Genomic DNA, 23155 nt, shown 5'->3' on the forward strand with positions numbered 1-23155 from the left:
GACGGAGCGACCTTCGAAGCAGCCAGCCGATTGTCTTTTATTGGCCACAAAAAAGCGGGCTAAAAAGCCCGCTCTCTTAACGTTCTAACACCTCACCAAACGGCTAGTCCATATCGGCCATCAGACGGGCGTTGCCACCGGCGGCGGCGATGTTATTGCTGACGGTTTTCTCGTTAACCAGGCGCAGCATGGCGGCCTCGGCATCGAGGTGAGACAGAATCACCGGCAGCGCACCGGGCTTGTCGCAGGTGGCACTCAGCAGTTGCTGCGCCTTGGCGGGTAGCACTAACACATCAACATTGTCGCTGGCGATCAGCGCCAGATGCTGTTGCTGGTTAGCGACGTTGTGCACGGCTAACACACCGGCGGTGATCAAACCGTGACTGCTGGCCAGCTGGCTGACCACGGCGTCGGTGGTGACCACAACATTACCGCTGACGATGGCCAGGCCAATCAACTGCGCCAGCTGCTGACGGTCGACATCGATCGACGGGTCGATCCACACCAAACCACGGGCTTCGATATTGAGGCTGTTATCCTCGCCGGTGGGGCCCTCCAGCATGCGAGGGCCACAGAGCTCGGCGGCAAACTCGGCACAGGCTTCGGTGGCGACTTCGCCGAGGTTGCGACGAATCAAATTCAGCCGCTCCTCAAAGCCGCTGTGCTGCCAACCCTGTTGGCGCTGTTTAAGCTCGGCAAAGTCGACCTGGCGGCCACTGCTATAGCTGATCTCGGCGCGCTTCTCGATCGCTGTATAAGCCACTAAGCGTTTTAGGTAGTCGGGGCCACCGGCCTTTGGCCCGGTGCCAGAGAGGCCGCAGCCACCGAAGGGCTGTACACCGACGACGGCGCCGATGATGTTGCGGTTAACATAGACGTTACCGGCGTTGGAGGCGGCGACCACCTGATCGACGTGGTTCTGTACCCGCGAGTGAATGCCGAAGGTCAGACCAAAGCCAGTGCTGTTAATCTTATCCATCACGGCATCCAACTCACCGGCCTTGAAGCGCACCATGTGGACCACTGGGCCAAACACCTCGGTGGTGAGGCAGTCGATGCTGTCGACTTCATAGAAACTTGGGGCGAAATAATAACCCTCGCTACACGCGTCGGGGATCTCACAGCGGTGGATCAGTCGACCGTTGCTCTCCATATAGTCGCTGTGCTGCTGCAAACGTGCCAGTGCTTTCTCATCGATGACTGGGCCAACGTCGATGGCGGGGTCGGTCGACAGGCCGATGCGTAATTCCTGCATCGCACCGACGATCATCTCGCTGAGGTTGTCGGCGATATCTTCCTGTACAAACAGCACGCGCAGCGCCGAACAGCGTTGGCCGGCACTCTGGAAGCCAGAACTGATCACATCGTCGACCACCTGTTCAGGCAGCGCCGTCGAATCGACAATCAACGCGTTCTGGCCACCGGTCTCGGCGATCAGCATGGGCAGCTCGCCCTCACGGCTGGCCAGTTGTTGATAGATGTGTTGAGCGGTGGCGGTGGAGCCGGTAAACATCACGCCGCTTAAGGATGGCTCTAACAGTAATGCATTGCCGGCGGTGGGGCCGTCGGTGGGCAGCAGAATAGCGGCGTTAGGGGCGACGCCAGCCTGATGCAATAATTCGAGGGTGCGAGCGGCAATCAGCAGGGTCTGCTCCGACGGCTTGGCCAACACGGTATTACCGGCGACCAGGGCGGCAACCACCTGACCAATAAAAATCGCCAGCGGGAAGTTCCAGGGGCCAATACATAACAGCGTGCCCAAGGCGGCGCGCTTATCGCCGAGCTTTCTGCCGTGTAATGCGTAGTAATGACAGAAGTCGATGGCCTCGCGCAGTTCCGCGTCGGTGTCGGCCAGGCTCTTGCCCGCTTCCAGTGCCAGCAAGCCCATCAACTCGGCCTTGTGCTGCTGTAGTAAGCCGGCAAATTTTTCAATGATGCTGGCACGCTGCTCGGCACCGAGCTGTTGCCAGCTGCCCTGAGCGCTATTGGCGCGGTTGAGTGCCTCTAGCACATCGCTTGAGTCCCAGAGCTTCACACCCTGTGTAAGTGGCTTAAGATTGAACGGCGACAGTACCGGATAGTCTCGCTCGCCACGATTGAGGCTGGCGGCGATGGTCGCAATAGCCGCCTCGGCCTGCTCGATACCGTTGGCAAACAATTGCTCGCACGAGGCTGTTTGTAGGTCGAGACCGGGGGCGACGGCGCGGTCGGTGTAAACCGCCAGTGGTGGCCGAATCTTGGGGTGGGCCACGGGGCTAACCTGACGCATAAACTCTACCGGGTCTTCCAGTAAGGCCTGCGGCGGAATCGTCGGGTCGATAATTTTGTTAACGAACGAGGTGTTGGCGCCGTTCTCCAGCAGTCGACGTACCAGGTAGGCCAGCAGTGATTCATGCTCGCCGACGGGGGCGTAGATACGGGTGGGGCCGTGGTAGATACCCTCGTCTTTTAAGCCCTCATACAGGCTTTCCCCCATGCCGTGCAGGCGTTGAAATTCAAAGCCGGTGTGGTCGTCACTGAGGCCAAGAATCGTCGCCACAGTGTAAGCGTTATGGGTAGCAAACTGTGGATAAAGCCACTGGCGGGCAGCCAGTAACTTATCAGCACAGACACGGTAGCTAAGATCGGTGGCCTGTTTGCGGGTGTAGACGGGGAAGCTATCGAAACCGGCGGTTTGGCTGATTTTGATTTCGGTATCCCAGTAGGCGCCTTTTACTAACCGTACCATTAAGCGGCGCTGGTAGTGCTCAGCGCGCTCGGCCAGCCAGCCGATGACGATCGGTGCCCGGCGTTGATAGGCTTGCACCGCCAGCCCCAAGCCCTGCCACCCCGCCAGTGATTCGTCGGCCATTAATCGCTCGAGTATCTCTAGCGACAGCGCTAAGCGATCGGCTTCTTCGGCATCGATGGTGAGGTTGATATTGTATTTGCAGGCCAGTTTGGCCAGGGTCAGCACCCTTGGCTGTAGCTCGCTGAAGACGCGGTCGCGCTGGCTGAATTGATAGCGCGGATGCAGTGCCGATAACTTGATCGACACACCGGCGGTATTTTCCGGCTGGCTGTTGTCGGTGTTGTTAAGGCCAACCGCTTCAATCGCCTCATGGTACCGTTGGTAGTCGTCGTCGGCATCCTTCATGGTGCGGGCACCCTCGCCCAGCATATCGTAGGAGTACTGGTAGCCCTGTTGTTGCCATTTTTCTGATTTCTTCAGCGCCTCTTCCAGCGTCTCCCCGAGTACAAACTGCTTGCCCATGACCTGCATGGCAATCTTAACCGCCGAGCGAATCAGCGGCTCGCCGGTGCGGCGGACCACAGCACCGAGACCCAGTTTGGCCTTCTCGACATCACCGCGGCCAAGCTTGAGCATTTTACCGGTCATTAACAGGCCCCAGGCTGAGGCGTTCATCAGCCAGACATCGCTCTTGCCGATATAGTCTTCCCACTCGCCGCGGGCCAGCTTGTCGGCAATCAGCGCATCGGCGGTATAGCTGTCGGGCACCCGCAACAACGCCTCGGCGGTACACATTAACAACACGCCCTCGGGTTCTGTTAAGGCGTATTCGTGCATCATGTTCTCGACGCCGAGCTTGCCCTTGGCCTCGCTGCGAATATATTCAACTAACTTAACCGTCCATTGATCGACCTGATGCTGATCGATGATCTGATCATCGGCAACGTTGAGCAGTTGCTGCACAATAGTGTCTTCATTGAGGTGAAAATACGCTGTTAGGCTGGAGAAATCGGCGCTGAACTGCGAGTCAAAACTAGACATGGGCAAACCTATATAACAAGTAAACTAAAGAGGCACTTTGGTGATGTGTTATGCACTGAATCGCCAAACACTGGTGCACCGGCGCTTGGCGATGCACGCTTGAGCTGAAACAGGCTGCACCATGGCAGCCTGGCATCGACTAACGGTTAGGCCTTGGTGGCAACAACCGCGTCGTCAAACTCCTGCTGAATCTGCCCGAGGCTGTCTTGGCCGCCGCGGGAGAACACCACAATACAGAGGGCGCTGACGATAAAGCCGGGGACAATCGAGTAGAGCTCGAAGATACCGCCTTGACCGGCCAGACTGCTCCAGATGATAACGGTGGCAGCGCCACTGACCATACCGGCGAGGGCACCGTTACGGGTCATGTTGCGCCAGAACAGCGAGCCGATGATGACTGACCCAAAGGCGGCACCGAGTCCGGCCCAGGCATTGGCAACCAGCGCCAGAATCGAGCTGGCCGGGTCGGCTGCAATCAGCATGGCAACGGCGGCGACGACGATGACGATGAGGCGACCGACCCATAACAGCTCTTTCGATTCCGCCTCAGGACGGAACAGGCCGTGATAAACATCCTCAGCCAGAGAGCTGGCGGCAACCAACAACTGAGAAGAGATGGTACTCATCGAGGCCGACAATACCGCGGCGACAATGCCGCCCATGACAAAGGGGTGGAACAGTGCGTTGCTCAACGCGAGTAGTGAGGTTTCGGCGCGATCCAGCGGTGCACCGGCGGATTCAAAATAGGCCAGTGCGGCAAGACCGGTCAGCATGGCACCGTACATGGCAAGTATCATCCAGCTCATACAAATAAAGCGCGCCTTGGGTACCTCGTTAACGGATTTAAGTGCCATAAAACGAACGATCACATGGGGCTGACCAAAGTAACCCAGGCCCCAGGCCATTAACGAGATAACGCCGATAAAGGTAACGCCGCTAAACAGACTCATACTGTTAGGGTTGAACTGTTCAGCCAGGGCCATGGTCTCGCTGTAGCCACCCATCGAGGCGATGGCGGCAAAGGGCACTAACAAAATGGCAACAAACATCAGGCAGCCTTGGAAGAAATCAATCCAGGCGACGGCGAGAAAGCCACCAACCACCGAGTAACAGACCACGATCAGACCACCGATAATCAGCCCGTGTATATAGTCGATGCCGTAGTGGCCAAAGGCCGCTTCCAGCGCAATAGCCATGGCGACAAAACCGGAGGCGGTATAGACGGCGTAGAAGATGAGAATAACCACGGCAGTGGCAATACGCAGCCAGCCCTTGTGATCCTTAAAGCGGTTGTGGAAATACGATGGAATGGTTAGCGAGTCCTGAAACTTCTCGGTGAACACACGCAGCCGCGGCGCCACCATTGTCCAGTTGATAAATTGACCCAGAGCCAGGCCAAAGGGCAGCCAAAGCTGGTTAATGCCGTTGATGTAAAAGGCGCCGGGCAGGGCCAGTAGCAACCAGCTACTCATATCAGAGGCGCCAACGGTCAGTGCACCCACTGCACCGCCTAAACTACGGCCGCCCAGCATGTAGTCTGAATGCCCCGTCGTTCGCTGGTAGGCAAAGTAGGCCAGGGTGGCAATGATGGCCAAATATAGAATATATGGCGATAAGGTTATTAATAGTTCGCTCACGTTGGGTTGCTCCCTTATATCGTTATTAATTGACTATTGGCGGCGTACACTATTCGGGCAATAGGTGAATACCAATATACGAGTTGTTTATCTGGCCGATAATTGATCTATGTCGCTCGGTGACGTAATAACAGGCTGTGGCTCCTCAGTATAGAAGCGAAACCGTCACTGATGTTGAGCCTTTGGCTGTTGTTTGGGCCGAGAGTCTGCTAGCGAGCAGGCGCAATAGTTGTCGACTTGGTCGAAAAATAAGCAGGTATATTTGCGACACGATTGTGTAAAAAACAGCCGTTTTTGTGCGACGCCAGTATCACTGGGGCTGGCGCAATCAACACAGGCTTGCGCACAAGCTTATCCACAGAATCTGGGGAAAAAGTGACAAACCGTCATAATTTACAACTTAGGTAGTTTTATCCACTAAGCGCTGTTTTTTTGAGCAAAAACTGCGGCAAGCCCCTATTATCAACGGGTTTTTAATAAATATATGTAAGGGTTGTCGACGTTGTTAATCGCAAAAAGTTATGTTTGCACCGACAAAAGGCACGGAGGCTCAAATAGAGGCGATAATTTTCCACAGCGCAAATGGGGTGAAAAATAGCGGTTGATAACTCAATATTGTTCAATCGCCGCAGGCTAGGCGGCCTACAGAGAAATCAACAGCTTTTTGATGATTTAATGTGTTCATTGATTTGTTGTTTTGGGGCAGATTAGCCCGGCCTGTTAGAATCCGTTATAATCGCCGGCTGCAACTGTAGCTATGCTGTTCTGTCTCTTATTTGGTTGTTTTTGGCAGCAGTGGTGATCAATGCCGCTGTATCAAGACAACACCCCCTGTTCTCTCATTGTTATCGCTTCACCGTCATCGATGGTGTCTGGCCACGCTATTGTTATCGATAATGGCGGCGGTAATCACAGCGGGGGAAATGGGCAGGGCTGGCTATAATATTGGGTAAATCAGATGAAGGTAGTGGGTTATGGGTAAGATCGTTGTCATTTATTCCGGTGGTATGGATTCATTCACGGTATTGAATAAGGCGATTCAGCAGGGGCATGAGGTGTTTGCGCTGTCGTTTAATTACGGCCAAAAGCACAGTAAAGAGCTGGTCTGCGCGAAAACGGTGTGTGACAAGCTGAATATTGTGCACAAGGTCTCCGATATTACCGCCATCTCTGACCTGCTGCAGAGTTCATCGCTGGTCAGCAGTGACATCGAGGTGCCGGACGGCCACTACGAGGCGGAGAATATGAAGTCGACGGTAGTGCCCAACCGCAATATGATTCTGATCTCGCTGGCCATCGGCTATGCCGTCGATATCGGTGCCGAGGCGGTGTGGTACGGCGCCCACTCTGGCGATCACACCATCTATCCCGATTGCCGCCCCGAGTTCGTCGAGAAGATGAACGAGGTGTCTCGTCTGGCTAACTTCGAGGTGGTCGATGTCTATGCTCCTTATCTGTATAAGAGCAAGATTGAAATTCTTGAAGACGGGGTCGAAATGGGCTTGGATTATGGTGACACCTGGACCTGCTACAAGGGCTTAGAGAAAGCCTGTGGCAGCTGCGGCTCCTGCGTCGAGCGGCTGGAGGCCTTTGCCGTGGTCGGTCAAAAAGATCCGGTAGCGTACAGCGAATAAGTATTTTATCGAGTGTTGATAAGTTTTCATCTTGTTGTTAATTAAAGATTTATAGTGTTATTCACAGGGTTGTTATGGCTGTTTATAGTATCAAAGAAATGTTTTATACACTGCAGGGTGAGGGCGGTCAGGCCGGTCGCCCAGCGGTGTTTTGTCGCTTCAGCGCCTGTAACCTGTGGAGTGGTCGCGAGCAAGACCGGGCGACGGCGGATTGCCGGTTTTGCGATACCGATTTTGTCGGCACCGATGGAGTTAACGGCGGCCAGTTCAAGACGCCAGAGCAATTAGCCGAGGCGATCACGTCGCTGTGGCCGGATGACAGCATCCCCTGTTTTGTCGTTATCACCGGTGGTGAGCCAGCGTTGCAATTTGATCAGGCCGCCGTCGATGCGCTGCACGATAAGGGCTGTGTGATTGCCATCGAAACCAACGGCACGCTGCCGCTGCCCGAGGGCATCGACTGGGTCTGCGTCAGCCCCAAGCAGGGCACCGAGATTGTGGTGCGTCGCTGTGATGAATTGAAGGTGGTTTATCCGCAGCAGGGCATCGACCCCGCCGACTATCTACAGATAGACGCCGGCCGTTACTATATCTCGCCAGAGAATGATTACCGTCAGGCGCACTTATCGTTGCTTGGCAGCAGCGGTTATCAGCAGGCGATTGATTATTGCCAACAACACCCACAGTGGCGGCTGAATTTACAGCAGCACAAGGTGCTCAATATCGCCTAAACAACAGGCCGAGAAACGTGTGCCAGCGCCGACTGTTGTCATCGAGTAGTGGTGATGTTTGCCGCCCCTGTTGTGGTCAAAAGTGCAGCTGAAAAAGTTGATATAGATTGTAGGTAGTGGACGCAGATTTGCTGGTATAACTGCGAATATTTTATTTTGCCAAAACGACGATAATAGATGCCATCACTTCATGTGTATTTCCATATCTAAGGTTATCTTTACCGCTATTCTCCCCCGTTTAGCGGTTTTTTTTCGCCGTTGAAAAGTGGTGAAAAAAATATTGATCTTGAATATAAGTATTATTGGCAGCGATGGTGGTATAACTGCGAATATTTTATTTTTTCAGAATGACGATAATAGATGCCATCACTTCATGTGTGTTTCCAACATCCAAGGTTATATTTTGCCGCTATTCTCCCCCGTTTAGCGGCTTTTTTTTGCCTGCGTTTTATCTTTCTGATTGATGCTATTGCTCTGCCAGCCAGGGCAATAAATCATCGACTACCTGTTGCCGGTTGGTATCGTTAAACAGCTCGTGTCGGCCGTCGGGGTAAAGCTTGAAGTCTACTGTGTTGCCGTTATGACGCCACATTGCCGCCAGCTTGCTGACCCCCTTGCCCATTTCGCCAACCGGGTCGTTATCACCGGAGAGAATATATACCGGCAGTGCCGCGGGCACACAGGCGATTGCCGCCGGTGTGATGCGCAGCATGGCATCACTAAAGTCACACCACAGTCCGACCGTCGACAATTGGCCACAGAGTGGGTCGTCGATATAGGCATCGACCTGTTGCGGATCGCGGCTTAGCCACTCAAAGCCGGTGCGGCCGCCGCCTACCTGGCGGTTGAAGCTGCTAAACGACAGTTTGTCGATCAGGCTGCTGTGGTGCTGGAGATTGTGGACGGTTCGCTCAAACCACAATATCGGTTTAAGGCTGCGCAACAGCAGTTGGTTGGGCTTGTTCGAGCCGGATAAAATCATTGCCTGATAAGAAAGGGGTTGTTGCATGACACAGTGCTGGGCGATAAAAGAGCCCATGCTGTGGCCGAGTAAGACCAGCGGTTGCTGCGGCCACTGTTGGCGAGCATAATCGGCGACCGCAAAGACATCGTTTAAGACCCCCTGCCAGCCATTACGCTCATCGTCGTAGCAATCATAGTGGCCAGGGTTGGCGGTTTGGGCGCCGTGGCCCCGGTGGTTGTGACCGATGACATGCCAGCCAGCGCTGTTGAGTTGCTCGGCCAACCATTGATAGCGCTCGATGTGTTCGGCCATGCCATGCAGTAGCTGAATAACGCCATTGATCGGTTGCGTGCTGGGCCAAAGAAACACCTCGATATCGGTCTTTCCCGGTCGTTGAATCGCGTGTTTTGTGGCGCGGGAAGTCGCTGCTGGCATAGTCTGTCCTGGTGTTTTATTTAGCGGGGGCGGTAAAGCCTGCGGGCTTAATCAACGCCTCGGGGTCAATTGGATAACCATCGATCAAGATTTCGAAATGTAGGTGTACACCCTTGCTGCGTATGGGTACCTGGTCGAGCAGGGCAATGGCCTCCCCACGTCTGACCACCTGCCCAAGCTTAACCTGTATCGCCGACAATGGCGCGTAAAAAGTGAGGCTGTTGTTGCTGTGGCGAATCGTAATATAGCTGCCTAATGAGGTGCTGATGCCGTCGCTGTAGCGTGGCTGGGCCTGCTCGATAACACCGTCTGCGGCGGCAACAATAGTACTGCCCAGGGGGGCGACTAAGTCGACGCCGGTGTGAAAATCCTGTCTCGGTGCCCGCGTACCATGCTCTTGCTCTCGGTGACGCATGCCGTAGCCCGAACTGAGTGCGGCCTTGGCCAAGGGGGGGGCAAAGTGAATGTTGTTGGCGTCGATGATTGCCGCTATCTGAGCTGGGCTGAGGGGGGAGGGTTGGGGACTGTCCGGAGGTGGCAGCGGCAGTACAAACAGCGCCAAGGTGGCAATGATGCCGGCGATAATCGCCATTTGTGTCGGGGCTGTCGGAGCAACATGATTAAGATGATGGAAGCGAATCCGGTAGGCGGATTGGTGGCTGATAAATTGTTGTACCGTCATCGATGCTGCAGTGGGCTGCGGCTGACTGCATTTTAATACCGCCAACATCGCTTCGGCATAGGCTTTTTTGTCGACAGCGGCGTGGTCGAATAGTTTTTTATCGGTTAACACCTCGCGGTAAACACCGAGTTTGATGTGGCCATACCAGAGAATAGGGTAGAAGAAAAAAATGACCTGAATAATATTTTGCAGTTGTATCCAGAGATCATCAAAACGTGCGATATGGCTGCATTCATGGCCGATGATCAAGTCTATGCTGGACTTATCAAGCTGCCCAATTATATTTTTTGATAAATAGATTTTAGGTGTTAAAACCCCAAGGGTAAACGGCGATATATTGTCATCCCCGACGACCACGGTGATGGGGCGGCGGATGGAAAAACGCTGCCGCCAGCGCTGGCAGCTCTGTTGTAGGTGATGGTTTTGTTCGCTGGAATTTTCCCTGCTGTCGTCGCGGTGTCGATCAGACACTAGGCGATAATAGTGGCCACGTTGCTTTATTGTCATCACCAGTACGCAGGTGCTGCCGATGAGCCATAGCAATAATAACAGCATATTCCAGGTGATTATTGGTAGTTCCATAAAGATAGCGGCGCTGAAGTTTTCGACCGCCTGTTGACTGCGAATGACGTTGTCTTGGCTGAACTCCAATGAAAACCAGTGTTCGAACAGTGTTCGCAGGTTGTATTCGCTGTAATAATTGAGTGGCAGTATGCTGCTGGGCAGAATCAGCGTCAGCGATAATAGCAGCCACAACGAAAATACCAGCAGGGGATTTCGCTTGGCAAAAAATCGTGAAATCAGCAATAGCGGAAAAAAAAGAAACAGCGAATAGGCCAGCTGCATTTTCAGTAGATCGATAATTTGAAAACTGTAAATATCGAGTATGGGCAACCACATGGTCGTTGTGTTTAGCTGCCGCTTTTAATATCGTTTTCGATCAGCTGCGATAACTCATCAATTTCCGCCGCCGTCAAATCGCCTTTTTGGGCAAACATCGAGACCACACTGGGGTATTCTACCTTTAAGACCTTTTCGGCAAAGTAGCGTACGATCTTGGCCATGCCAGTGGGGCGGCTGATCATCGCGCGGTAGAGAAAAACACCGTGAAAATTACCGCGTTCGAGCAGGCCTTTTTTCACCATTCTGTCCATGACCGTCTTGGTGGTCGAGTAGGCCCAGCCATTATCGAGTTGGTCGTGTACCTCGCGAATACTGAACTTCTCAGCCAGCCACAGCACCTGCATGATCTCATGTTCAGACTTGGACAGCTCGGGCAGTGGTTGGAGGCTCATAATACGACCTTAAAAGATTAACAATGGACGGATATTGTTGCGATTTAACGGCGAATTATAGTAAGTCATTTGCCGTTAAAAGCCAAACCTCCTCGACGATTGTTGGCGATGATCAGAGCGTAGCTTTAAGCTACGTTGATGGTATGAGTCGTCGATGCCTATTGCTATAATGATCGTCATTATTTCGATGACTGAAGAATCCTATGTACAAAGCCCTGCTGCTCGACCTCGATGAAACTCTCTGTGACACCACCGGGGCGAATAACCTCGCCTTGCAAGCCATGGCTGAGCGGGCGGCAGCGCTGCACACGGGTATCGATGGCGAGGTGTTTAGCCGCCAGTACCTGACCGGCATTTACCGCGACTTCACCCCCGAGCAGGCAGCGTATTTTCTGCCGATTAATGATGAGGGGGCATTTCGGCTGTTGTTGATTGAGACAATTTTGGCCGGCCTCGGTGTCGACGCACCCTATCATGCCGAGACCTTGCAGCAGTGTTTCGACGACACTCGCAATCAATGTTTCGGCTTCTTCGATGGTGTTGCCGATAAGCTGCAGCAGTGGCGCCAGCACTATCAATTGGTGGTGATTACCAACGGCCCAGAGTTCTCGCAGTTGGCCAAGGTAGCCGCCGTGCAGCTACACGATTATGTCGATCATATTATTATCGGCGGCCAGGAGCCGGAACAGAAGCCGGCGGCCAGTATTTTCAGCAAGGCGTTGACGCTGGCCAACTGCTTGCCCAGCGAGGCGATTCACATCGGCGACTCGCTGACCGCCGATATTGCCGGCGCCAATAACAGTGGTATTCGCTCGCTGTGGATCAGCCACGGTAATCAACGCACCGGTGATGTTGTGCCCACCGATACGGTGGCCACACCGCAGCAGTTTATGGCGTTTATCGATGGCTTGGCGGGGCAATAGTGGTGTCGGAGAACCGTTCAATGTTTGACGTCATCGTCATCGGCGGCGGCGCCGCCGGCTTGATGTGCGCGATGACGGCGGCCAAGCGCGGACGCTCGGTCTTGGTCATCGATGCCAGTAATAAGGTCGGTAAGAAGATTTTAATGTCCGGCGGCGGCCGCTGTAATTTCACCAATATGGAGGTGACGCCAGACAACTATATCTGCGCCAACCCGCACTTTGTTAAGTCGGCCCTGAAGCGTTACAGCAACTGGGATTTTATTGCCATGGTGCTGGAATACGGTATTCCCTACCACGAGCGCAAACACGGGCAATTGTTCTGTGACGACTCGGCCAAGGACATCCTCAATATGCTGCTGGCCGAGTGCGACAAGGCTGGGGTGAAAGTAAATACTCACTGTAATACCAATAAGGTGATGGCGCCGTCGACAGCAAAGCCACACTACACGCTGAAGACCAACCAGGGTGAGTTACGCAGCCAGTCGCTGGTGATTGCCACCGGCAGCCTGTCGATACCAAGCATGGGAGCCAGTGGCTTCGGCCACGATGTTGCCGACCAGTTTGGCTTAAAAGTGTTGCCGCTGCGCGCCGGTTTGGTGCCGTTTACCTTCAGTGATCACGTCAAAGGTATCAGCGAACGTTTATCGGGGCTGGCCCTCGATGGCACGCTCAGCTGTATCGATGTCAATGGTCAGGAACGCAGTTTCAGTGAGGCGGTGCTGTTTACTCATCGCGGCCTCAGCGGCCCGGCGGTGTTGCAGCTGTCCAACTATTGGCAGCCGGGCAGCACCGTCAGCTTCGACATGGTCCCCAGCCTCGATATGCCCGAGTGGTTGCTGGCGCAGAAGCAGAGCAGCCCAAAATCACTGTTGCGTACTCTGATGGGGCAGCACCTGTCCAAGGGCTTGGTGGTTGAGCTACAGGCATTATTCTGGGCCGACTATCAGGACAGGCCGGTGGCTGAGATCACCGATGCAGTATTGAAGCAGGTGGGCGAGCAGATTAACGGCTGGCAGCTAAAGCCCTCGGGCACGGAAGGCTATCGCACCGCCGAGGTCACCCTGGGCGGCGTCGACACCGACGAGATCTCCTCCAAGACATTGGAATCGAAAAAACAGCCGGGGCTATTTTTTATCGGCGAGGTGCTCGATGTCTCCGGCCACTTGGGCGGCTTTAACTTCCAGTGGGCCTGGTCGTCCGGCTTCGCTGCCGGGCAGTATGTTTGATTGGTATGAACAAATTATAAAGCAGACTATTTGAAGAAAACGAAGACAATCCATGTAATCTAAATCACTGATGGCCGCTTACCCTTCAACTACAGACATCGGCCCACCTAACAATTTTTATTAGCCATTTACGGCAGCTCACCGCTCCATAGCGACCATTAAAAAAACCCGAATCAATCGGGGCTTAGGGGCTAAAATGTGCCATAAAGAGACTGTTAGCCCCATACCCAAGCACATCTTAATGATCTAGTATTGCAGTACTATTCAAAGTTATTATCCCTTGATGACTGTATTTTAAGCGTGCCATCAAGATGGATGTCACGCTGTGGAAAGGCGATTACAATATCATTTTCACGAAACAAGCTGTCAATTGAAAAGCGAATATCAGATCGAATTTGACGTGAACTTTTCTCCCCTACTGAATGCACCCAGAAATAAGCATCAAAAACTAAAGAGCTATCACCAAAGTCTTCAAATATTATTTGCGGTGCGGGCTCTGAGAGAACAAATTCGTGATCTGTAACAGCTTGTTCTAGTAGGTTTCTTACTTTTTCAACGTCCGAGCCATAGGCTACGCCAACTCGAATAATGCATCGCAACAGTTTATCTACAAGTGTCCAGTTAACAACAGTTTCTTCGAGTAGTTTTGAATTGGGTATCAGCAAATGCACACCGTCTACTCGCCTAACTCTTGTGGAACGTGTGTTAATTTCCTCAACGCTACCACTTGTTTCCCCAAGCTCAATATAGTCATTGATACGGATAGGCCGCTCCCATATCAATATCCACCCGCTAATAAAATTATTAATAATATTCTGTGCACCAAAACCCAAACCAATCGCCACCGCTCCCGAAACAAAGGCAAAAGCAGTTAATGGCACATTCATTAAATCAAGTGCGGTAATGATCAGAATAATAAAGCCGAATATATACAGAGCACGCCGTACAATCTGAATGATATTGGCATCCATTTCATTTCGTTGCATTTGTGCCGTAGTAATACGGACTAACCAACCCAATAATAGATACCCGCACAAAAACACCACAGGTATAAAAATTAGCTGCCCCACTGTGATGTCATAGCCGCCCACAGAGACAAGCGTAAAATCGACAAACTGTCGAATATCCATCGTCATTAGAACCACCTTTTGAATTTTAGAATCCCAATAACAACTATCGATATGACTGTCATTACTCCAGTCACCATGAAGAAAGCATCAGGATTCTCAATGCCGGGCAAGCCCGCTACGTTCATTCCAAAAATACCGGTAACAAAGGTTATCGGTAGAAATATCAGGGCAACAATTGAAAGTGCATACATACGTGAATTTTGCTGTTCCATAGCTATATTCATCCACTCTTCTTGCAATACCAGAGTCCTCTCACGCACCAGGTCGAGATCCTCAAGATAGCGCGTCATTCGGTCCATTTGTTCTCTCAACCGATAAGGGTAACCTTCAGGCATCGAAGTCATTGAATGAGTATATAGTGAATCAAGAGCTTCGCGCTGGGGTGCTAAATACCTTCTAACACTGGCTATCTCGCGCCGGATACCGGAGATACGAGATCTAGCCCCTTGCTCGTGTTGCGTTTGTGTAGAGATTTCCAAATCTTCTAGCTGATCTTCGATACCATTTACGTAGTCAGAAATCCTATTAGCGATTCTGCCAATAATTGATATAACAAGGTCAGGAATACTTATTGGCCCATCTCCCGATAACAATTCAGAACGTATATCCTGAAGCGATAGCAGGGGGCGTTGACGAACAGTTATCAGCCTACCTTCTTCAATCCACATCCTAAGAGAAACCATATCTTCTGGGTCTGCGCCAGGGTTTAAGTTAATTCCCCTTATAAAGACTAAAGCTCCCTCTTTAGATATCACCGTTCTCGGTCGGGTATCGGGCTGAACAAGTGAATTAACTATTCTCTCTGGAAGGCCCAGAGAATTAAGGAAATTATTAGCAGTCGAGTGACCATAATCAATATGGATCCAACTGTTCCCCATTGCACCATCATTTAAATTAGTGACTCCACCTATTGAATCAAGATTTAGGCCGAAGACAAAACATGGGTCATTGATTTCTATCATAATAGTGACTCTATAGTCGAAAAAACACTCTTCATGGTCACTCTCCCTTCGATAGTGCGTTAATTATTAACGTGCAACGAGGATGTCTTACTCCTGCATCAACACGTATTTGCAGGTTAAAATATTCAAGTCAGGTAGGTCACAATTTTCCATGTCACCGATAATGATATTATCGGTCATATCGCTGGTCTCGATGTAAATGTTCCTAAATTAAGTAATTACCGTATTAACTTATAGGAGCTTTGCCCTCAGCTATGGACATCAGCTAGACTAACGACCCCGATTAACCATCTTAGGCAGCTTTACGCTCCATAGCGACCATTAAAAAAAAACCGAATCAACCGATGCTTAGGGACGGTTCCGTGCCAACAATGGGCACCCATAATTTAGTCTTGGTGTGCTTCTGATTGAGCACCCTCGCTAGGGTTTTTAATAACACCCTTTTGTAATATTAACGTATTAGGGTAGGTAATCAGCTCATTCCCTCTTTTGATCAGAACATGAAAGAGGGCTATTTCTTCTATGACGCCTGAGATATCCTCTTTCTTATCTATTATCCTGACGCGGTCGCCAACCCGATATGGAAACCCAAAAAAAATGATTAGGCTTGCTGTGACATTACTCAATATTGACCATTGACCATTGACCATTGACCATTGACCATTGACCATTGACCATTGCGCAAAAAGCGCAATACCTATGACGGCAAAAACCGACGAGAAAAATATGGATATTTGAGCGTACTCAAAACCTAGTGCAGTCACCAATAGAATGAAGAAAAACACTATTAGTACAAGGTTGACCGTTCTTAGTAATATATTTAACTCGATATAGACTGACTGACTTTTTCCCTGCAATATTACTTATTGCTAATGTAGACACTCTAATACTTGCAAACATAGCAAGTAAAACGCCCAGCGCGATTAAAATATTCATACGTGTTTTCTCTCCGTCTGCATAGCATCAATTTTCTCATGCAGCCTCATTAACTCCAGCTCAAGCTTTAGGTTGATTTCAAAGGTAGCCTTTTGCTCTAACCTATCTTTAGATGCCTGTCGGTTTTGAGACATCATAATAATCGGAGCCTGAAAAGCTGCCAAGCTTGAAAGCCCCAAATTAAGTAAAATGAAAGGGAATGGATCAAAAACAGAGGCGCCTATAAACCAATAGGTATTAAGTAGTATCCATCCAGTAATAAAAGCAAAAAATATTCCAATGAATGCCCATGAACCACCAAAAACAGCAATTTTATCAGCTGCTAGCTGACCAAATGTTAAACCTTCATGAAATGTTTCATTAATATTTTCAGTGACGGAGGTGTTCTCAACGATACTGTCAATAACCTTCTTCTCTCCAGAGCTCAATTCACCGTACTTCTGGCCTAGCAGTGCATTCGCTAGATTTTCAAAATATTTTTTCACGCTCTAAGTCCTCTTTACTGGTTATTGGATAGGGGAATACTCGGGGTCTGAGGGGGCTTGCGTGGCTGCTGCAGGCTCCAACTTTTCCTGAAAGCTTTCCACCTGATCAAAAACGGCATCAACTTTTTTCTTATAAAAAGCCAAGTGAAATAGTGCATCCCCTTCATAGATTAAAGGGAGATTAGTACGCCCAATGACAATGCCGTCTTCTGGGGCAATTACCTGAAGCTCATTCGCACCTAAGGGATCAGAAATAACACCTAAGACACTGCCTTTTTCTGCTTTTGCCCCCAAAGGAACTAATGCCCGCAAAATTCCGCTAAAAGGCGCTCTCACCCAAGAGGTATTTGAGGATATAACCGGTGTTTTAATGCTTTCTTTCGTTTTAGATTGTGCCAACATACCCAGCTCGCGCATCACATTAACAATGCCACGCATTCCTGCTCGAATAGAAACCTCATCAAACCGAAGTGCCTCACCAGCTTCATAAAGCACAACTGGGATATTATTTTCCACCGCAACTGCGCGTAAAGAACCATCTCGAATTTTAGAATCGATTACCGCAGGCACACCAAATATTAGCGCTAAACGTTTCACTTCTGGATTACTCAAATCGGCTCGAACCTGAGGAAGATTATCTCTGTGTCGCGCAGCTGTGTGGAGATCGATACCGTGGGTGCATTTTTTTACAATCTCTTTAAAAAAAGTGTCGGCCATGCGTCCAGCTAATGACCCCTTACTGCTGCCAGGAAATGACCGGTTCAAATCACGACCATCGGGTAAGTAACGTGAGTTAGTAATAAAACCGTGAACATTCACAATAGGAATTGCAACTATTGTCCCTTTAACCTTACTCAATTGTTTAAGCTTCAATAAGCGACGAATAATCTCCACGCCATTTATTTCGTCACCGTGAATGGCCGCACTGATAAACAACACAGGGCCTTTCTGCTTACCATGTATAACATGAATCGGCATTTGGATCGTATTATGTGTCGGCATTGAGGCGAGCGGAATATCAATGGTTTTCTGCTCACCCGGACTTAAACTATGCCCGCCAATCTCGAAATTTATATTCTTCATACCATCTATCTACTTTTTCAGTTGCCAGAAAAACGATACACCTAACCCTTGCCACGCGTGCGGGTTTTATTGGGTTTAGCCATTTTTTCTATACACTCAATAATCATACCGGCAACATCTTTGCCTGTTGCTTCTTCTATACCTTTCAGCCCGGGGGAAGAGTTTACTTCCATCACTAGCGGCCCTCTCTCGGAGCGGAGTAAATCAACACCACAAACATTCAACCCCATCACACTTGCAGCTTTAACAGCGGTAGCTCTTTCTTGAGGTGTCAGTTTAACTAATTGTGCCGAACCTCCTCGATGCAGGTTAGATCGAAATTCACCTTCAGGCGCGGTACGCTGCATAGCGGCAATAACTTTACCGCCAACAACAAAGCAGCGAATATCGCTACCACCAGCTTCTTCTATAAATTCTTGAATTAGGATATTACTTTTAACACCCATAAACGCCTCAATGACACTTTCGGCAGCTTTTTTTGTTTCAGCCAATACAACACCAATGCCTTGAGTACCCTCAAGTAACTTTATTACCAGTGGCGCACCACCTACTTCTCTAATGAGACCAGCAACATCATCCGGTGAATTAGCAAAAGCAGTAACGGGTATGCCCACCCCTTTACGTGACAGTAATTGGGTTGAACGCAGCTTATCGCGTGAGCGGGAGATAGCCACTGATTCATTAACACAATAAGTACCCATCATTTCAAATTGACGTACCACCGAGGTACCGTAAAACGTCACAGAAGCACCGATACGAGGAATGATCGCGTCGAAATCACCAGGAATGAACTCCTCGTCTTTATAGTGTATCGAAGGATTGTCCGTACCCATATCCATAAAGCAGCGAATATGATCAATAACCCGGACATCATGACCACGCTCCTTGGCTGCCTCTACGAGACGGTTTGTGGAATATAAATTTTTATTTCTCGATAAAATTCCAATTTTCATGATCAACTACCTCTGGCTGTTAGGGGCGTATATGTACGTCCATCAAAAACGCTGGCATTCTGCGCTTAATATTTCTATTTGCAACTAATTCTTTAACTTATTTATTTTTTTCAGGGTCTCATCATATAGGTTGTAGAGCTAGAAGCAATAAAGGTTGCGGATGGATCGATCAACAAACGATCTCCCATGCCTTCACGACCAAATAACATGAGATAACTCATGTCAGACCGATTAGTCAGGGTGATGTCAATGGGCCATGATTCGTTACCTAGCCGAAAAAGAGTCGTAATAACATAACGCTCCTCTGACACGCCATTTGAAGACTTAATACGTCGAATATCCTTCAGCGGCGATGAACACGTAATGGTTTCATCAACATTATGTATATTAGGGTGAAGGTCGAACTTTACGCAAGGCTTTCCATCCTGCTGATAGCGAGTGAGATTATCAACGTGCAGTGAGGATGTTTTTGCGCCAGTATCAATACGCGCTTGCAGGTTAAAAATACTCAACTCTGGAAGGTCGCAGTTTTCAATGTTACCAATAATGATCTTATCTGCCATATCTCTGATCTCAATGTAATTACCACTAACTAAGGCTATTAACTTATTAACTAGGGGAGTTTGGCATGTACTCAGGCATTCAACTAGAGGAATTTTCTTGAGATTAGCTGATCAAGGCTGTTCTGTAAGAATTGAGTATCTTAAAACGTAGCCGTCACGCGCTTTCTAAAGGTTGGTGGAGGCCCACTTCGGGTCAATAGCGACGAAAAAGCCCAATTTGATGCTTTAGTCCGCTATGCGGTCAGCTTTGGTCGTCGCTTTCGATCTCGCAAGAAAACACTTAAAGCGCCTATTATTTGGCAATCATTTATGTCATTTGAATAGCAATAGTCTGGATTTGGCCACTTTTGATGAGAATAGTGACCGATGATTTCTCATTGATACTGGAAAAAGCTAGGCGAATCAATGATGGGCTATTCAGTTCGAGGGAAATGCAACACCCTCGACACAAATTCTCTGACAGCTGAAAAATATTGGAAATATAGCTATAAAAACAATTGCTTAAGAGAGTTCTGACTGTGCGTTTGAATTGTCTTCGTTTTATTTCACAATTTGAGAGTTTTTACCTCCCCTATAGAATGGGGCCTACAGGGCAGGACTGTCTTCGTTTTTAATTCGTCGATACATGATAAATATCTATTCCGCCGCACCACGCGATGACAAGCACTTTATGCCGAGCCCCGACTCGGCTATGATTGCCGCAATTCACTAGGAGCCTCCATATGATTCGTTTAACGCAGGTTAAGCTACCACTCGACCATGCCGCCGAGGCCATTGACCTTGGGGTACTGAAGATACTGAAGATTGAGCGCGACGAGTTGGTGTCTGTTGAGGTGTTCAAGCGTGCTTACGATGCGCGCAAAAAAGCCAATATTTTGCTTATTTATACCCTCGACGTGGTCACCAAGCGCGATCAACAACTGCTGAAACAGTTCGATAAAGATAACAATATTCGTCAGACGCCGGATATGAGCTACAACTTTGTCGGCCATGCGCCAGCTGGTTTTGATCAGCGCCCGGTGGTCATCGGCACCGGCCCCTGCGGCATGTTTGTCGGTTTGATCTTAGCGCAGATGGGTTTTAAGCCGATTATTCTCGAGCGTGGCAAGGCCGTGCGTGAGCGCACCAAAGATACCTGGGGCCTGTGGCGTAAGCGAGAGCTCAACACCGAATCTAATGTGCAGTTTGGTGAGGGCGGCGCTGGTACGTTTTCCGATGGCAAGCTCTACAGCCAGATCAAAGACAGCAACCACCACGGCCGCAAGGTACTGCATGAGTTTGTGAAATCCGGTGCGCCGGAGGAGATTCTCTATGTCTCCAAGCCTCATATCGGTACCTTTAAGTTGGTTAAGATGGTGGAGAATATGCGCCATGAAATTACCGAGCTTGGCGGTGAGATTCGCTTCAGCCAGCGGGTTGATGAAGTCAATATCGACGACGGTAAGGTCACCGGTGTCACCTTGAGTGATGGTTCGTCGATTGCGACCAATCATGTTGCCCTGGCCATTGGCCACAGTGCCCGTGACACCTTTGAGATGTTGAAGGCGCAGGGTGTCTATATCGAGCCGAAGCCGTTCTCGATTGGCTTCCGTATCGAGCACCCGCAGTCGATGATCGACGATTGTCGCTTCGGCCCTAACGCCGGCAATGAAATCCTCGGCGCCGCCGATTATAAGTTGGTGCATCACTGTGATAATGGCCGTTCAGTCTACAGTTTTTGTATGTGCCCTGGCGGTACCGTAGTCGCAGCGACCTCGGAAGAGGGGCGGGTGGTGACCAACGGTATGAGCCAGTATTCGCGTAACGAGCGCAATGCCAATGCGGCGATCGTAGTCGGTATCGACCCCAGCGATTTCCCCAGTGACGATGTGTTGGCCGGTATCGATTTGCAGCGAGACTTGGAAGAGCGTGCCTACCATCTTGGTGGCGGCGATTACACCGCACCGGGACAGTTGGTGGGTGATTTTCTTACCGGCACCGCCTCGACAGCTTTCGGTGAGGTTGAGCCCTCGTATAAGCCCGGTATTAAGCTGACGGATATGTCTGAGGTATTACCGGCCTATGCTATTGAAGCCATTCGTGAGGCGATTCCTGCGATGAATAAGAAGATTAAAGGCTTTGCCCGTGCCGATGCGATTTTAACCGGTGTCGAGACGCGTACCTCATCACCGATCTCTATTAAGCGCGATAAAAGCTACCAGAGCATCAATACCGCTGGGCTATACCCCGCCGGTGAAGGCGCCGGTTATGCCGGTGGCATTTTATCGGCGGCGGTCGATGGCTTGAAGGTCGGCGAGGCGATGGCAAAGCAGATGCTTAACATCGGCTGAGTTCGTTGTGGGTAAAAAAAACCGGCCTCGGCCGGTTTTTTTGTGCCTGACGATTAGCGTTGCTGATCGTAGGCGGAGCGAATTTGCTTGGGGTTGAAGCCGGCGACGGTCTGATCGCCGATGACCAGAAAAGGTACCCCGCGAGCTCCCAGCGATTGCAAGGTCTTGGCGGCGCGGCGATTGCTGTCGACATTCATCTCGACAAAGGGAATTTTCTGCTGCTGCAAATAAGCCTTGGCATTCTTGCAGTGTGGACACTTATTGCCGCTATAGAGGGTAACTTTAACCATGATGATGTGTACCGGTATCAGCTTGAAGCACCGGGTCGGTGCAAAGAGTACGAATAGCCGTTATTAGTGCGGCGTTAGAAGTAATCATTATATCACGGCTTAAGGCAGAGGGACTTTGGGCTGTGACCGATCCAAGGTGATGCTAATCGAGGTTATTTCGCATTGTTAATGTTTTGGGGCTGTAATTATTAAGTCGAGTGCTTTAATCTGTGTTTCATCAATCAGTATAAGACTTAAAAGGTAAGGAGGCTCCACCATGGAAAGCCGCGCAGTAGACACCGAAATCATTCTCGCCATTGTGGTATTTGGCTCATTTGTCGTGATGTACTTGCTCGAAGTGCTCGCCGGTAAGATGAAGAATTCAGCCAGACCCAAACGCGACGCAATCTTTACCCTCTTCGGCATGTTCGGCCAGTCGATGGTGCCCGGTGTGATTATTGGTACCCTGGCAGGCATGGCAATGCTGGCCTTATTCCCCGCCCAAAGCGGTAGCTTTGCCGGTAGCTCGTTGTGGCTGACTGCGTTTATACTGTTTGCCTCGATGGAGTTCTGTCACTATGTTATCCACCGCTATGCCCATGAATGGCGCTGGATGTGGAAGCTGCACCGTACCCACCACTCGGGTATGGATATGAATGTCGGGTTGCTTTATCGCTACAATATTTTTTGGTTATTCCTGTTGCCGCAGCCCTGGTTCGGTGCCTTCGCCATGTACACCGGTATGTACGAGGCCTATGCCGTTGCGATCTTTGCCACCTATGCCTGTAATGTATTGACTCATACCGCTTTTCGCTGGGACCTGTACCTGCGTGCCAAGGCGCCATGGTCTGAGCCTATTTGGTGGGTGATTGAGCGTGTGATTACGCTGCCCGATACGCATCACGCACACCATGCTTACGGCAAGGGTGCTCACCCCAACGGCAACTACGCGGTCAGCCTGTTTATCTACGATGTGATCTTTGGCACGGCGAAGATACCGAACCAGCGCCAGAGCAAGTTTGGCCTGCCGATTTCCCCCCGACTACACTGGGCCGAGGAGATGTTTTGGCCGGCGATAAAGAAACCACTGCTGCCTAAGCCAGCCAAGGCAGCCAAGCCCAGTGATGCTGCCACCGCGTAAATTG

General features: G+C 50.4%; 20 protein-coding genes. 7 read left to right on the forward strand and 13 right to left on the reverse strand.

The genetic code is table 11. The features are described from left to right. Positions 1-103 precede the first annotated feature (103 nt). Together putA and putP are read right to left on the reverse strand one after the other, a co-directional pair. Positions 104-3772: a bifunctional proline dehydrogenase/L-glutamate gamma-semialdehyde dehydrogenase PutA gene (gene putA / locus L9P87_RS09220; protein ID WP_237444444.1), complete on the reverse strand. Its 3669-nt coding sequence runs from the start codon at positions 3770-3772 to the stop codon at positions 104-106. A 146-nt stretch (positions 3773-3918) separates the two neighbouring features. Then, positions 3919-5409: a sodium/proline symporter PutP gene (putP, locus tag L9P87_RS09225; protein WP_237444445.1), complete on the reverse strand. Its 1491-nt coding sequence runs from the start codon at positions 5407-5409 to the stop codon at positions 3919-3921. Between the two features lie 805 nt (positions 5410-6214). On the opposite strand from putP, the gene L9P87_RS09230 reads away from it, so the two are divergent. From L9P87_RS09230 to queE, 3 genes are all read left to right on the forward strand, one after another. Beyond that, the gene (locus L9P87_RS09230; RefSeq protein ID WP_237444446.1) at positions 6215-6352 is read left to right on the forward strand and encodes a hypothetical protein; all 138 of its coding nucleotides are present in this window, start codon (positions 6215-6217) and stop codon (positions 6350-6352) included. A 31-nt stretch (positions 6353-6383) separates the two neighbouring features. Next, the gene (queC, locus tag L9P87_RS09235; protein WP_237444447.1) at positions 6384-7043 is read left to right on the forward strand and encodes a 7-cyano-7-deazaguanine synthase QueC; all 660 of its coding nucleotides are present in this window, start codon (positions 6384-6386) and stop codon (positions 7041-7043) included. Positions 7044-7117: 74 nt separating this feature from the next. Continuing rightward, positions 7118-7774: a 7-carboxy-7-deazaguanine synthase gene (gene queE / locus L9P87_RS09240; RefSeq protein ID WP_237444448.1), complete on the forward strand. Its 657-nt coding sequence runs from the start codon at positions 7118-7120 to the stop codon at positions 7772-7774. 466 nt (positions 7775-8240) lie between these two features. Here queE and L9P87_RS09245 read toward each other — a convergent pair whose 3' ends face one another. From L9P87_RS09245 to L9P87_RS09255, 3 genes are read right to left on the reverse strand one after another with little or no spacing between them, the layout of a single operon-like run. Beyond that, positions 8241-9173, reverse strand: coding sequence for an alpha/beta fold hydrolase (locus L9P87_RS09245; RefSeq protein ID WP_237444449.1), 933 nt, complete (start codon positions 9171-9173; stop codon positions 8241-8243). A 16-nt stretch (positions 9174-9189) separates the two neighbouring features. After that, positions 9190-10755, reverse strand: coding sequence for a M23/M56 family metallopeptidase (locus L9P87_RS09250; RefSeq protein ID WP_237444450.1), 1566 nt, complete (start codon positions 10753-10755; stop codon positions 9190-9192). 11 nt (positions 10756-10766) lie between these two features. Beyond that, positions 10767-11150 carry a BlaI/MecI/CopY family transcriptional regulator gene (locus L9P87_RS09255; RefSeq protein ID WP_237444451.1) on the reverse strand — a complete coding sequence of 128 codons (384 nt, stop codon included), beginning with the start codon at positions 11148-11150 and terminating at the stop codon, positions 10767-10769. 203 nt (positions 11151-11353) lie between these two features. On the opposite strand from L9P87_RS09255, the gene L9P87_RS09260 reads away from it, so the two are divergent. Both L9P87_RS09260 and L9P87_RS09265 read left to right on the forward strand, forming a co-directional pair. Then, entirely contained in the window at positions 11354-12073 is a 720-nt protein-coding gene (locus L9P87_RS09260; RefSeq protein ID WP_237444452.1) for an HAD family hydrolase, read from the forward strand. Between the two features lie 2 nt (positions 12074-12075). Beyond that, on the forward strand, positions 12076-13299 hold the full coding sequence (locus L9P87_RS09265; RefSeq protein ID WP_354001893.1) for a BaiN/RdsA family NAD(P)/FAD-dependent oxidoreductase: 1224 nt from the start codon (positions 12076-12078) through the stop codon (positions 13297-13299). Positions 13300-13559: 260 nt separating this feature from the next. Here the strand turns inward: L9P87_RS09265 and L9P87_RS09270 are convergent, their stop codons facing one another. From L9P87_RS09270 to L9P87_RS09300, 7 genes are all read right to left on the reverse strand, one after another. Continuing rightward, positions 13560-14435, reverse strand: a complete 876-nt coding sequence (locus L9P87_RS09270) for a mechanosensitive ion channel family protein (RefSeq protein WP_237444453.1) — start codon at positions 14433-14435, stop codon at positions 13560-13562. Continuing rightward, positions 14435-15391 (reverse strand): zinc transporter ZntB, encoded by a 957-nt coding sequence (locus tag L9P87_RS09275; protein ID WP_237444454.1) that lies wholly within the window; start codon positions 15389-15391, stop codon positions 14435-14437. The genes L9P87_RS09270 and L9P87_RS09275 overlap by 1 nt, the downstream gene beginning before the upstream one ends. A gap of 386 nt (positions 15392-15777) precedes the next feature. Beyond that, entirely contained in the window at positions 15778-16176 is a 399-nt protein-coding gene (locus L9P87_RS09280; RefSeq protein WP_237444455.1) for a mechanosensitive ion channel domain-containing protein, read from the reverse strand. A gap of 147 nt (positions 16177-16323) precedes the next feature. Next, positions 16324-16812 (reverse strand): DUF1003 domain-containing protein, encoded by a 489-nt coding sequence (locus L9P87_RS09285; RefSeq protein WP_237444456.1) that lies wholly within the window; start codon positions 16810-16812, stop codon positions 16324-16326. A 21-nt stretch (positions 16813-16833) separates the two neighbouring features. After that, entirely contained in the window at positions 16834-17895 is a 1062-nt protein-coding gene (locus tag L9P87_RS09290) for a succinylglutamate desuccinylase/aspartoacylase family protein (protein ID WP_237444457.1), read from the reverse strand. A gap of 41 nt (positions 17896-17936) precedes the next feature. Further along, the gene (gene rimK / locus L9P87_RS09295) at positions 17937-18848 is read right to left on the reverse strand and encodes a 30S ribosomal protein S6--L-glutamate ligase (RefSeq protein ID WP_237444458.1); all 912 of its coding nucleotides are present in this window, start codon (positions 18846-18848) and stop codon (positions 17937-17939) included. A 110-nt stretch (positions 18849-18958) separates the two neighbouring features. Further along, on the reverse strand, positions 18959-19411 hold the full coding sequence (locus L9P87_RS09300; RefSeq protein ID WP_237444459.1) for an ATP-dependent zinc protease family protein: 453 nt from the start codon (positions 19409-19411) through the stop codon (positions 18959-18961). Between the two features lie 722 nt (positions 19412-20133). Between L9P87_RS09300 and L9P87_RS09305 the strand changes: the two genes are divergently transcribed. After that, positions 20134-21741 carry an NAD(P)/FAD-dependent oxidoreductase gene (locus L9P87_RS09305; RefSeq protein ID WP_237444460.1) on the forward strand — a complete coding sequence of 536 codons (1608 nt, stop codon included), beginning with the start codon at positions 20134-20136 and terminating at the stop codon, positions 21739-21741. Positions 21742-21794: 53 nt separating this feature from the next. Here the strand turns inward: L9P87_RS09305 and L9P87_RS09310 are convergent, their stop codons facing one another. Beyond that, a complete protein-coding gene (locus tag L9P87_RS09310; RefSeq protein ID WP_237444461.1) occupies positions 21795-22031 on the reverse strand; it encodes a glutaredoxin family protein in 237 nt (78 codons plus the stop codon). A gap of 256 nt (positions 22032-22287) precedes the next feature. On the opposite strand from L9P87_RS09310, the gene L9P87_RS09315 reads away from it, so the two are divergent. Beyond that, a complete protein-coding gene (locus L9P87_RS09315) occupies positions 22288-23151 on the forward strand; it encodes a sterol desaturase family protein (RefSeq protein ID WP_237444462.1) in 864 nt (287 codons plus the stop codon). The last annotated feature ends 4 nt before the right edge of the window (positions 23152-23155 follow it).

It is taken from the genome of Sinobacterium norvegicum (assembly GCF_923077115.1).
GTDB lineage: Bacteria > Pseudomonadota > Gammaproteobacteria > Pseudomonadales > Sinobacteriaceae > Sinobacterium > Sinobacterium norvegicum.

Excerpts from the sequence above, each read along its gene's own strand:
- L9P87_RS09305 (WP_237444460.1), top strand. The coding sequence starts at position 20,134 with ATGATTCGTTTAACGCAGGTTAAGCTACCACTCGACCATGCCGCCGAG.
- L9P87_RS09230 (WP_237444446.1), top strand. The coding sequence starts at position 6,215 with ATGCCGCTGTATCAAGACAACACCCCCTGTTCTCTCATTGTTATCGCT.
- L9P87_RS09250 (WP_237444450.1), bottom strand. The coding sequence starts at position 10,755 with ATGTGGTTGCCCATACTCGATATTTACAGTTTTCAAATTATCGATCTA.
- rimK (WP_237444458.1), bottom strand. The coding sequence starts at position 18,848 with ATGAAAATTGGAATTTTATCGAGAAATAAAAATTTATATTCCACAAAC.
- L9P87_RS09290 (WP_237444457.1), bottom strand. The coding sequence starts at position 17,895 with ATGAAGAATATAAATTTCGAGATTGGCGGGCATAGTTTAAGTCCGGGT.
- L9P87_RS09315 (WP_237444462.1), top strand. The coding sequence starts at position 22,288 with ATGGAAAGCCGCGCAGTAGACACCGAAATCATTCTCGCCATTGTGGTA.
- L9P87_RS09260 (WP_237444452.1), top strand. The coding sequence starts at position 11,354 with ATGTACAAAGCCCTGCTGCTCGACCTCGATGAAACTCTCTGTGACACC.
- L9P87_RS09310 (WP_237444461.1), bottom strand. The coding sequence starts at position 22,031 with ATGGTTAAAGTTACCCTCTATAGCGGCAATAAGTGTCCACACTGCAAG.
- queC (WP_237444447.1), top strand. The coding sequence starts at position 6,384 with ATGGGTAAGATCGTTGTCATTTATTCCGGTGGTATGGATTCATTCACG.
- putA (WP_237444444.1), bottom strand. The coding sequence starts at position 3,772 with ATGTCTAGTTTTGACTCGCAGTTCAGCGCCGATTTCTCCAGCCTAACA.
- queE (WP_237444448.1), top strand. The coding sequence starts at position 7,118 with ATGGCTGTTTATAGTATCAAAGAAATGTTTTATACACTGCAGGGTGAG.
- L9P87_RS09275 (WP_237444454.1), bottom strand. The coding sequence starts at position 15,391 with ATGATAGAAATCAATGACCCATGTTTTGTCTTCGGCCTAAATCTTGAT.
- L9P87_RS09300 (WP_237444459.1), bottom strand. The coding sequence starts at position 19,411 with ATGGCAGATAAGATCATTATTGGTAACATTGAAAACTGCGACCTTCCA.
- L9P87_RS09270 (WP_237444453.1), bottom strand. The coding sequence starts at position 14,435 with ATGACGATGGATATTCGACAGTTTGTCGATTTTACGCTTGTCTCTGTG.
- L9P87_RS09245 (WP_237444449.1), bottom strand. The coding sequence starts at position 9,173 with ATGCCAGCAGCGACTTCCCGCGCCACAAAACACGCGATTCAACGACCG.
- L9P87_RS09255 (WP_237444451.1), bottom strand. The coding sequence starts at position 11,150 with ATGAGCCTCCAACCACTGCCCGAGCTGTCCAAGTCTGAACATGAGATC.